Source organism: Vibrio sp. D173a (genome assembly GCF_030248475.1).
Window position 1 is genome coordinate 1 of the sequence record NZ_JAHGAH010000547.1, and the last position, 1150, is coordinate 1150.

Sequence of the window (1150 nt, forward strand, 5' to 3'; positions counted from 1 at the left end):
ATTTCACCAATTCGCGCACCAATCAGGTTACCGAAGATAATGAAATAGAGCGTCATGGTAATCGCAGGCGGCACCAGCGTTTGTACCCAAATACGAGTAAAACGGTTGATCTCTTTGTTCAGCAAGCTGCGAAAAGCAGTCCAATAAAGGCTGTACATATTATTTACTCCCCTCTCGCACGATACTCACAAATAGTTCTTCTAGACGGTTAGCTTTGTTACGCATCGAGAGGACTTTCACATTCTGCTCACTCAACTGAGCAAAGATGGTATTCAAACCTAGGTTCTTATCAATTTCGATTTCTAGAGAGCCATTAACCATAGTTTGGCTATTTACGCCTTCTAACTGTGGTTCCTCTGTACCCTCTTCGAGGCTCATCAAGAATTAGCAGTTGTGGTTCATGCATCAGAGCACGTGCAATCATCAAACGACGCTTCATACCACCTGATAGGTTTCTTGCACGTTCGCTGCGTTTTTCCCACAAATCGAGCTTAGAAAGGTATGTTTTAGCGCCTTCTTTAGCGAGCGATTTCGATACGCCGTAGTAACCCGCCTGTTGCAGTACGATCTGCTCAACGGTTTCAAATGGGTTGAAATTGAATTCTTGAGGCACTAAGCCCAAGTTCTGTTTAGCCAATTCAAGATCTTGGTCGATGTCGAAGCCAAAGACTTTTACCTTACCCGAGGTTTTATTCACCAATGATGAGATAACGCCAATCGTCGTTGATTTACCGGCGCCATTTGGGCCCAGTAGTGCGTAAAAGTCGCCCTTTTTCACCTGCAGACTGATGCCTTTTAGGGCTTCAAATCCACCAGCGTAGGTTTTTCTGAGTTGTTCGATTTCTAATGCGTACATGAAGATTGCTTGCCATTTGCGATTAGTGAGTGCTCATGAGAGAAAGTATGACCTTATTCTCAAGCACGTTTAATTTACCAACAGACGAAAGGATAAAAAATACCGCTAAGTCATTAACTTAGCGGTATCTGATCTTTTAGGGCTGTTAGATGAATAATCTAAGCCGAACCAAGCTCATGCTCATCACGTGCCACGTAGTTGGTTGCCGCTCTCAGTGCCTCATAACGGAAACGGTAGGTATTCGACTCTGGCACTAGATCAATCACGTGGAATTTCTCAAGCTGTTGACGTGTA

The 1150-nt window shown here is 44.0% G+C and carries 2 pseudogenes; both read right to left on the reverse strand.

Annotated elements, in window-relative coordinates:
- A pseudogene (locus tag KIV40_RS27415) lies at nt 1–158 on the reverse strand (ABC transporter permease); the annotation flags it as partial.
- A 1-nt stretch (nt 159) separates the two neighbouring features.
- Nucleotides 160–856 (reverse strand): annotated as a pseudogene (locus KIV40_RS27420) (ABC transporter ATP-binding protein).
- Between the last annotated feature and the right edge of the window lie 294 nt (nt 857–1150).